The 9514-nt window shown below is 41.1% G+C and carries 8 protein-coding genes and 1 pseudogene; 4 read left to right on the top strand and 5 right to left on the bottom strand.

All coding sequences use genetic code 11. The annotated features are described in order from the left end of the window. Nucleotides 1-224 precede the first annotated feature (224 nt). From ACERCF_RS05105 to asnS, 4 genes are all read right to left on the bottom strand, one after another. Complete coding sequence (locus tag ACERCF_RS05105; RefSeq protein WP_373624861.1) at nucleotides 225-404, bottom strand: hypothetical protein; 180 nt, start codon at nucleotides 402-404, stop codon at nucleotides 225-227. A gap of 277 nt (nucleotides 405-681) precedes the next feature. Then, nucleotides 682-822, bottom strand: a complete 141-nt coding sequence (locus tag ACERCF_RS05100; protein WP_373624860.1) for a hypothetical protein — start codon at nucleotides 820-822, stop codon at nucleotides 682-684. Nucleotides 823-918: 96 nt separating this feature from the next. Next, complete coding sequence (locus ACERCF_RS05095; protein ID WP_373624859.1) at nucleotides 919-1041, bottom strand: hypothetical protein; 123 nt, start codon at nucleotides 1039-1041, stop codon at nucleotides 919-921. Between the two features lie 387 nt (nucleotides 1042-1428). Then, the gene (asnS, locus tag ACERCF_RS05090) at nucleotides 1429-2832 is read right to left on the bottom strand and encodes an asparagine--tRNA ligase (RefSeq protein WP_373624858.1); all 1404 of its coding nucleotides are present in this window, start codon (nucleotides 2830-2832) and stop codon (nucleotides 1429-1431) included. A gap of 469 nt (nucleotides 2833-3301) precedes the next feature. Between asnS and sbcB the strand changes: the two genes are divergently transcribed. From sbcB to ACERCF_RS05075, 3 genes are read left to right on the top strand one after another with little or no spacing between them, the layout of a single operon-like run. Further along, the gene (gene sbcB, locus ACERCF_RS05085; protein ID WP_373624857.1) at nucleotides 3302-4846 is read left to right on the top strand and encodes an exodeoxyribonuclease I; all 1545 of its coding nucleotides are present in this window, start codon (nucleotides 3302-3304) and stop codon (nucleotides 4844-4846) included. Between the two features lies 1 nt (nucleotide 4847). Then, nucleotides 4848-5447, top strand: coding sequence for a DNA glycosylase (locus tag ACERCF_RS05080; protein WP_373624856.1), 600 nt, complete (start codon nucleotides 4848-4850; stop codon nucleotides 5445-5447). Between the two features lie 2 nt (nucleotides 5448-5449). Further along, nucleotides 5450-6268: a PHP domain-containing protein gene (locus tag ACERCF_RS05075; RefSeq protein WP_373624855.1), complete on the top strand. Its 819-nt coding sequence runs from the start codon at nucleotides 5450-5452 to the stop codon at nucleotides 6266-6268. A gap of 10 nt (nucleotides 6269-6278) precedes the next feature. Here ACERCF_RS05075 and ACERCF_RS05070 read toward each other — a convergent pair. Beyond that, nucleotides 6279-7171 (bottom strand): annotated as a pseudogene (locus ACERCF_RS05070) (ABC transporter permease); the annotation flags it as partial. Nucleotides 7172-7407: 236 nt separating this feature from the next. Here ACERCF_RS05070 and uvrB point away from each other — a divergent pair. Further along, nucleotides 7408-9426: an excinuclease ABC subunit UvrB gene (gene uvrB, locus ACERCF_RS05065; RefSeq protein WP_373624854.1), complete on the top strand. Its 2019-nt coding sequence runs from the start codon at nucleotides 7408-7410 to the stop codon at nucleotides 9424-9426. Nucleotides 9427-9514 lie beyond the last annotated feature (88 nt).

The raw sequence follows: 9514 nt of genomic DNA, 5'->3' as shown, positions 1-9514 counted from the left end.
CACCATCGAACACATCAAGGAAAAATGTGCTGTGGCAGAACACCGATGGCAACCTTACTTGATGGAAAACGGATTTGGGTGGAAAAGAATTTAAGCTCAAATTAATCTGACAGACACGGTAATTTAAAACGGGGGACTGTCAGATTAGGTTTGATCTTCTACACATTACTTGACGTACACAAGTTCTTATATCATTAATTGCCTCGGGCGATAAAATTACTGGTTTAGGCATATGCTACTGTACGCTCGAAATCTGCTAACTCTTGAGCAGTTTCTTCAATAGTTGATTGAACTAACAATTTGGCTTGTTCAAGAGGAATACCTTTTCCAGATTCTAATTCAGCTCTGCCTTTTGCAATTTTTCGAGCAAGGAACTCATCGTAGCCTTTTTCTTTGAATAACATTGTAGTCTCCAAATTTTTTACTTGTACTAAATTTACGCTGGAATTTGGGAAGTGTCAATAGTCCGTTTTACAGGGAAACCCAAATTTCTGCCCGATAATCTAAGCAAAAAACCGAATCCGTTTTTCTCTTGGGAACCCAGTTGTGATGTTACCTCTCAATCTAGGAGGTGCTTACGCTTTAAATACTGAGCGTATCATATTCCGTTAGGTATCCTTGACGTCAATGAATGATTGTCAAAATTTGCACTTGTGTTTATGTTTCTCTATCTGCTGTTCCCTATAGTTCTTGCAAGACCTCATATATAATTTTTTGGCAAAGCTGACGGCTTTCTTCTAATGGAACAACACGACCGTTTTCAATGTCATCAAGTCCCTGTCTGACTTGCTCTGTTAAGAAATTTTTGTATTCTTCTGACATAGGAATTATATTCTCCGAGAACTATTGTTGGAATAATTTACGCTTAAAGCAATAGAGTTTCAAGAGTAGGGAGAAAGTGTTGTGATTTGGTGAGATTTAAAAATCATCATCGTAAGACTCAATTTCATATTCAGCTTCTTCATCATCATACTCATTCTCTTCAATTTCTGTATACTCAAATTGTTCCCGTAATGCGGCAGCTGCTTCTGATTCTGGCATAAATTGTTGGTAATTGCAGAAGAGATTATCATCATTGCCCTTTTTCCAATTAGCTCTGAGATTGACACAAGATAATATTGATTTTTCTCTATGGGAATAAAGCGAAAATACGCTTTTGAAGAAGATAAATAATTCATCATGATAAGAAAACAGTAAAGTATTGTTTAAAGTGAGTAGTATCCATCATAATATTTACCACTTGAGGAAGTGTTTTTTACTCTGCTGTTATTACTTTCTCAAGATGCCTTTTAATCGTTCTCTCAGAACAGAGGTTAAAAGAGGGACAGAAAATGCAATTTTTTAGGCATTTTTATAAAAAGTAGGTAAAACCTTAGCTTTAACCTACTTTACAGACTCAATTTTTTCCACTATGCCATTTCTTGCAAATTAGAAGTTTGCGTTGCGAGGAGCGCGAGGGAACGGGATTACATCACGAATATTCTGTAAGCCTGTTACATACACGATCAAACGCTCAAAGCCTAAGCCGAAGCCTGAGTGAGGCACTGTACCGTATTTGCGTAAATCACGATACCACCAGTAATCTTCTGGGTTTAATCCCATTTCAACCATACGTTTATCTAACACATCTAAACGCTCTTCACGTTGTGAACCACCGATAATCTCGCCGATGCCCGGAGCTAAAACGTCCATTGCTGCTACTGTTTTGCCGTCTTCGTTTAAACGCATATAGAAGGCTTTAATATCTTTCGGATAGTTTTTCACTACCACAGGCGATTTAAAGTGTTCTTCTGCTAAATAACGCTCGTGTTCAGATGATAGGTCAATACCCCATTCCACAGGGAATTCAAATGTTTTGCCTGATTTTAATAAAATCTCAATCGCATCAGTATAATCTACTTGAGCAAATGGGGCATTAATAAAGTTCTCTAAACGACTTATCGCATCTTTATCAACGTGTTTAACGAAGAATTCCATATCGTCTTTACGTTCAGCAAGTACGGCACGGAAAACATATTTCAGCATATCTTCGGCTAATTTTGCGTTATCGTTTAAGTCTGCAAATGCAACTTCAGGCTCCATCATCCAGAACTCGGCTAAGTGGCGAGTGGTGTTTGAATTTTCCGCACGGAAAGTCGGGCCGAATGTATACACTTTACTTAATGCACAAGCGTAAGTTTCTGCATTTAATTGACCTGATACGGTTAAAAATGACTCTTTACCAAAGAAATCTTGGTTGAAATCGACTTTGTCATTCTCACCACGTGGTAGATTTTCTAAATCAAGTGTAGAAACACGGAACATTTCGCCTGCACCTTCAGTATCTGAAGCGGTAATCACTGGTGTTGCAACCCAATAGAAGCCTTGTTCGTGGAAGAAACGATGAATTGCTTGTGCTAAGCAATGGCGAACACGAGCCACTGCACCGATTAAGTTTGTGCGAGGGCGTAAGTGTGCGACTTCACGCAGATATTCAATAGAGTGGCGTTTTGCTGCCATCGGGTAAGTATCAGGATCTTCCACCCAGCCAACAACTTCTACATTGCTTGCTTGTAATTCAACTGCTTGACCTTCAGCGGGTGATTCCACTACTTTACCTGTAACAATAACAGAGCAACCTGCAGTTAAACGTAATACTTCATCATTATAATTAGGAAAATCGTTGTTGATGATTGCTTGAATTGGGTCAAAGCACGAGCCGTCATATACAGCTAAGAATGATAAACCTGCTTTTGAATCTCGACGGGTACGCACCCAGCCACGCACTGCAACTTCTTCACCTACTGTAACTTTGCCAGATAGGATTTCCGAAACTGTTGGAAATTTAGACATTGAATACCTCAAATTCTTTATTGTGAGTTTTAATATAAGAAACGTTCCGTATTCTACAAGAAAATAGGGGGAAATATAATAATTTTACGGAATTATTTGCAAATTTGTGAGTCTATATAAGCATTGCAAGTAGTTAAATCTGAATTTGCTTAGTTTTAAAAATTTTTTAATTTTTAATGAACTTTCGTTCAGTTAGTTAGTCTGAGTATATGTAACAGATTTATGCAAGTTTTTTTCATTAATTTCCTTAGGTAAGACCTCCGCCCCTTTTCGCTGTTTTGATTAGGGGCTTTTTTTTTGCTAAAAGATTTACAAATTTTTGATGACAAACGCTTGCATTTGAATGTTGGCTTTGCCAACGGATCTGAAGGATAGAGCGTAGCGAGTGAAAACAACCGCTTGCATTTCTTCCTCGCTTTTATCTTATCTGTGGTACAATTTCCCTAATTTTGGCTAATCAATTATTCCAATGAGCAAATCATTTTCTTTTTTCTTTTACGATTATGAAAGTTTTGGCGTAAGCCCATCTCACGATAGACCTGCCCAGTTTGCAGGGATTCGCACCGATGAGGATTTTAATATCATCGGCGAACCTGTGATGTTTTATTGCAAACAAACGCCAGACTATTTACCTAGCCCTGAAGCGGTAATGGTTACAGGTATTACACCGCAACAATGTAACGCTGAAGGTCTGCCTGAGCCTGAATTTGCCGCTCGTATTCACGCTGAATTTAGCCAAGCCAATACTTGTACTATTGGCTATAACAACATTCGTTATGATGATGAAATGACTCGCTATACCTTTTTCCGCAATTTTTACGATCCCTATGAATATAGCTGGAAAAATGGCAATTCTCGTTGGGATTTATTGGACTTAGTGCGAGCTTGTTATGCGTTACGCCCAGAGGGCATTGAGTGGACTAAAGATGAAAATGGTATGCCGAGCTTTAAATTGGAGAATCTAACCAAAGCGAACGGCATTGCTCACGAAAATGCTCACGATGCGATGTCAGACGTTTATGCGACCATTGCAATGGCAAAGTTGATTAAAGAAAAACAGCCAAAACTGTTTCAATTTTTCTTTAATTTACGCACTAAAAAAGAAGTTGAAAAGCTAATTGATACAGGCGAGATGACACCACTTGTACACGTTTCGGGTATGTTGGGAAATTATCGTGGTAATACTGCTTGGGTTGTGCCTTTAGCTTGGCACCCAACTAATCGAAATGCAGTGATTGTGTGTGATTTATCGGGTGATATGCAGGGTTTACTGAATGAAAATGCAGAAACTCTACGCCAACGCTTATATACCAAACGTGAAGAATTAGCAGAAAATGAACTCCCAGTGCCGTTGAAATTAGTGCATATCAATAAATGCCCGATTTTAGCCCCTGCAAAAACCTTGCTACCTGAAAATGCAGAGCGACTAGGTATTGATCGAGCATTATGCTTAGAAAATTTGAAAGCGCTAAAAGCTCAGAAATCGCTTGTGCGAGAAAAAGTGTTGGAAATCTTTACTGATGAACGCACATTTGAGCCTTCAGCTAATGTAGAAACTATGCTCTATGAGGGCTTTTTCTCGCCTGCGGATAAAAATAATATGGCGATTTTACGCACCTTACCGCCTGAAAGTTTAGCTAAGCACGGCTTGAAATTTGAAGATCCTCGTGTAGAGCCACTTTTATTCCACTACCGAGCAAGGCATTATCTAAACACGCTAACAAGGGCAGAGCAGATTAAATGGCAGAAGTATTGCCACCAACAAATTGATGCAAAAGCAGAGCAGTTTGCCAAATCCATTGATGAATTGTTCCAACAACATCACGACAATCCAGAAATGGTAAAATTATTGGAAAATTTGACCGCTTACGCAGAGCAAGTCTCACAAAAACAGACGGTTGTTTATACGCCAAAAAGTGATGATGAAAAATTAGTGAATGATTTAAATAAAGTGGCAGAGCAATCATTAGATAAAGCTGAAAAATTAAAGCTATTAAAGGAATTAATTAAATAGAATGGAAACGCTTGAATTAGAACATCACCCTTTTGAGCCGATTCTGCCTGAACACGCCACCGTTGTGATGATGGGGACATTTCCACCAACGTCCGAAAAACGCTGTATGGAATTTCATTATCCAAACTTTCAGAATGATATGTGGAGGATAATGGGCAAGGTGTTTTTTGATGATGTGAATTACTTCCGAGTAAATGATGAAAAACGGTTTGACCCTGTTCGCATTGAAGCCTTTTTGCGAGAAAAGTGCATTGCACTTTGTTCATCGGCTAAAACGGCAATTCGTTTAAAAGGTAATGCGGCAGATAAAGATCTCAAAATTGTTGAGCCTGTGGATATGGACGAGTTATTAACTCAGCTACCCAAAATGAAATGGCTATTCACAACAGGCGGTTTGGCAACAGATGTGTTATTAGACCTTCTGCCAGAGAAAATAAAAGCCCCGAAAACTAATGAGTGGGTGGTGTATCCTTATGCCAAATCAAGAGAGCTTTATTTATATCGGTTGCCTTCTACCTCAAGAGCTTATCCATTAAGTTTGGAGAAAAAGACTGAAGCCTATCGCCAATTTTTCATTCAAACAGGGCTAATTAAGGATTAATAATGAAATACGATTTACATTCGCATAGTACGGCTTCCGATGGCGTACTTTCGCCCACCGAATTAGTCCAAAGAGCGGTTGAGCAGGGCGTTGAAATGCTTGCTTTAACCGATCACGACACCATTTCAGGCATTCGTGAAGCGAAAACCTTTGCCCAAACTCAGCCAATCAAATTTATTTCTGGGGTGGAAATTTCCGTATTATGGCAAGACAAAAGCATTCATCTTGCAGCCCTAAATATTGATGAAAATAATGAAGAATTAATTCAGTTTTTAGATAACCAAGCTAAATTGCGTGAAGAACGAGCGGTCGAAATTGGTGAAAAATTAGCAAAAGCAGGTATTCCTAATGCTTATGAAGGGGCAAAATCTCTTGCCACAGGTGAAATAACCCGAGCTCATTATGGTCGTTTTTTATATGAAAACGGACACGTTCGCAACATAGAACACGCTTTCAAACGCTATTTAGGAATGGGGAAGCCCGCTTATGTTAAGCCAAAATGGAGCAGTTTAGAAGAAGCCGTTCAGGTTACACACAAGGCTGGAGGGGTCATTAATATTGCCCACCCATTGCGTTATAAAATGACTTCTCGCTGGATTCGCCGTTTGATTGTCGATTTCAAACTAGCAGGCGGAGATGGAATTGAAGTGGCAGGCTGCGGACAAACGCCAGACCAACGCCAATTACTCACTCGCTGGGCGAAAGAATTTGATTTATATGGCTCGGTTGGCTCTGATTTCCACTATCCAACAGGCTGGATTGAACTCGGAAGAAGTTTAGAACTGCCGAAAGAGTGCAAGCCGATTTGGGAGCTGTTTTAATTATATAAATGCGTTTTTCTCTTATTAATAAATAGAGGAAAATAACTGTTCCCACAATACCAAAAATAGTGGATATCGGCACTTCATAAGGGGCATTAACTGAACGCCCTAAAATATCACAAATAAGGACTAAATTCGCACCTAATACCACCACAGTAGGCAGATTTTGACGCAATCTATCGCCCGCAATCCGAGAAATAATATTCGGTACAACCAAACCAATAAAAGGGATTTGCCCAACCGTTACTACAACGATGGAGGTAATCATCGCAACCACAATCAACGCTAGCCACGTTATTTGTTTGTAATTTATGCCTAAATTGGTACTAATGTTCTCGCCTAGTCCCACAATGGTTAGCTTATCTGCCATTACATATACAACCACCGCTAAAATTGCAGTCAGCCAGAGTAATTCATAGTGCCCTGCTAAAATGCCAGAAAAATCGCCCGAGAACCAAACTGCCAGCACTTGCAAGCTATCATTTTCATAAGTGATATAAGTTGAAATTGCTTCAATTACGCCACCAAACACAATGCCGACTAAAGGTAACATTAATTGTTGGTAAGGAGGTAAGTTGCGAATAAGTAGTATAAAATGCTAATGCCAATTAAGGTGCTAACGGTGGCAATAGACATTTTTAGCATTAACATAGAGGCTGGGAACATTAAGCTCGCAATAAGAATGCCAATAGCTGCACTTTGGCTTGCCCCAATCATACTTAGCTCAATAAAGCGATTTTTTAAGACGATTTGCAGCACCATTCCAGCAACGGCAAGGAAACGGCTAACAAAAAAGAGCTGGCTTTGCTCGGCAGAGCTAAATACCTCACGCCAACTAAAATCAGCAACACCCACACTTGTGCTAATTGGAATGAGTAATAAAATAAGAAGATTTAATCTAATGCAGAAACGTGAGCGGCGATAAAAAAGCTAGAAAAGGCAAAAGCAAGTTTAGTTAAACGCATAATAGTCTCCATAAATTAAATATTTGCACAGAATGATAATACTATTACGAACTATTCTCAAAAATAAAGTAAGGATTTTGTGATCTAAATCACATTTTAATTTGTAAATTTTTCACGAAAAAAGACCGCTTGCTTGTGCTAAAATGCTTTAAAAGTTTTCAGGATTTCTATTTTATGAGCAAACAGCACAAACCCTTTATTCTCCATTCTCCATTCAAACCCTCAGGCGATCAGCCCACCGCAATCGCCAAACTCACCGAAGGCTTAAATGACGGGCTTGCCCACCAAACCTTACTCGGCGTAACGGGGTCGGGCAAAACTTTTACGATTGCCAATGTGATTGCCGAGCTCAATCGCCCTGCGATGGTGCTTGCCCCGAATAAAACCCTAGCCGCTCAGCTTTATGCGGAGATGAAAGCCTTTTTCCCTGAAAATGCGGTAGAGTATTTCGTTTCCTACTATGACTACTACCAACCCGAAGCCTATGTGCCAGCAAGTGATACCTTTATTGAGAAAGATGCGTCCATCAATGAGCAGATCGAACAGATGCGACTGTCGGCAACTAAATCTTTCCTCGAACGCCGAGATACCATTGTGGTCGCTTCCGTTTCCGCCATTTACGGCTTGGGTGATGTTGATGCCTATATGCAGATGATGTTACATTTACAAATAGGTGCGATGATCGGGCAGCGGGAAATTCTGACTCGCCTTGCCGAATTGCAATATACCCGTAACGATCAGGCGTTCCAACGCTCGACCTTCCGTGTGCGGGGCGATGTGATCGACATTTATCCTGCCGAAAGCGATGAAGTGGCACTGCGTGTTGAGCTGTTTGACGATGAAATCGAAAATCTCTCGCTGTTCGACCCACTTACAGGGCATAGCTTAGGCAAAGTGCCTCGCTACACGATTTATCCTAAAACTCACTATGTCACGCCACGAGAGCGAATTTTAGAGGCGATTGAGCAGATCAAAGCAGAACTTGCCGAACGCCGTACCTACTTTATTCACGAAAACAAATTGCTGGAAGAGCAGAGAATTGCTCAACGCACCCAATTTGATATTGAGATGATGAACGAGCTGGGCTACTGTTCGGGCATTGAAAACTATTCACGCTATCTGTCGGGCAGAAAAGAGGGAGAAGCTCCGCCAACTCTGTTTGATTATATGCCGGCAGACGGTATTTTGGTTATTGATGAAAGCCACGTTACTGTGCCACAAATCGGCGGAATGTATCGGGGCGACCGAGCGAGAAAAGAGACGCTGGTGCAATATGGCTTCCGCCTGCCGTCTGCTCTCGATAACCGCCCGCTCAAATTCGAGGAGTTTGAACGCCTTTCGCCACAGACGATTTATGTCTCTGCCACACCAGGTGCGTACGAATTGGAGAAAAATCCCGATGTGGTGGATCAAGTGGTTCGCCCAACCGGCTTGCTCGACCCGATTATCGAAGTTCGCCCCGTTGCCACGCAGGTGGACGATTTGCTGTCTGAAATTCACAAGCGAGTGGCGGTGGACGAACGAGTGCTGGTGACAACACTCACCAAAAAAATGGCGGAAGATCTCACCGATTATTTGGACGAACACGGCGTACGAGTTCGCTATCTGCATAGCGATATTGACACAGTAGAGCGGGTGGAAATTATCCACGATTTACGAATGGGAATGTTTGACGTGCTGGTGGGGATCAACTTATTGCGTGAGGGCTTGGATATGCCGGAAGTGTCGCTGGTGGCGATTTTAGATGCGGACAAAGAGGGCTTCCTCCGTTCCGAACGCTCGTTAATTCAGACCATCGGACGTGCCGCCCGAAACCTCAACGGCAAAGCGATTTTATACGGCGACCGCATTACCAACTCAATGCAAAAAGCAATTACTGAGACCGAACGCCGCCGTGAAAAGCAGATGAAATACAACGAAGAACACGGCATCACGCCACAAGCGTTGAACAAAAAAGTGGGCGAATTGCTCGACATCGGACAATCCGACAAACCAAAACGCGGCAAACAAGCGGTTAAAAAAGCCGAAAATTCTGCAAGCGACTACAAACCGAAATCCCGCAAAGAGTTGGAAAAAGAGCTTAAACTACTTGAACAACAAATGCGTGATTTTGCGAAAGATCTGGAATTTGAAAAAGCGGCTGCGGTAAGGGATAAAATTGGGCAGTTAAAGGCGTATTTGTTGGAAATTTAATATAACAGGTAGGTTGCGTTGAGCTTGCGAAAACCCAACACTATTTTTAGACATTTTGTTGGGTTACGCTTCGCTAACCCAACCTACG

Source organism: Mannheimia kashgarensis, assembly GCF_041807705.1.
Taxonomy (GTDB): Bacteria; Pseudomonadota; Gammaproteobacteria; order Enterobacterales; family Pasteurellaceae; genus Mannheimia.
The sequence above is the reverse complement of the archived record's forward strand: the minus strand, read 5'-3'. Positions and strand labels throughout refer to the sequence as shown.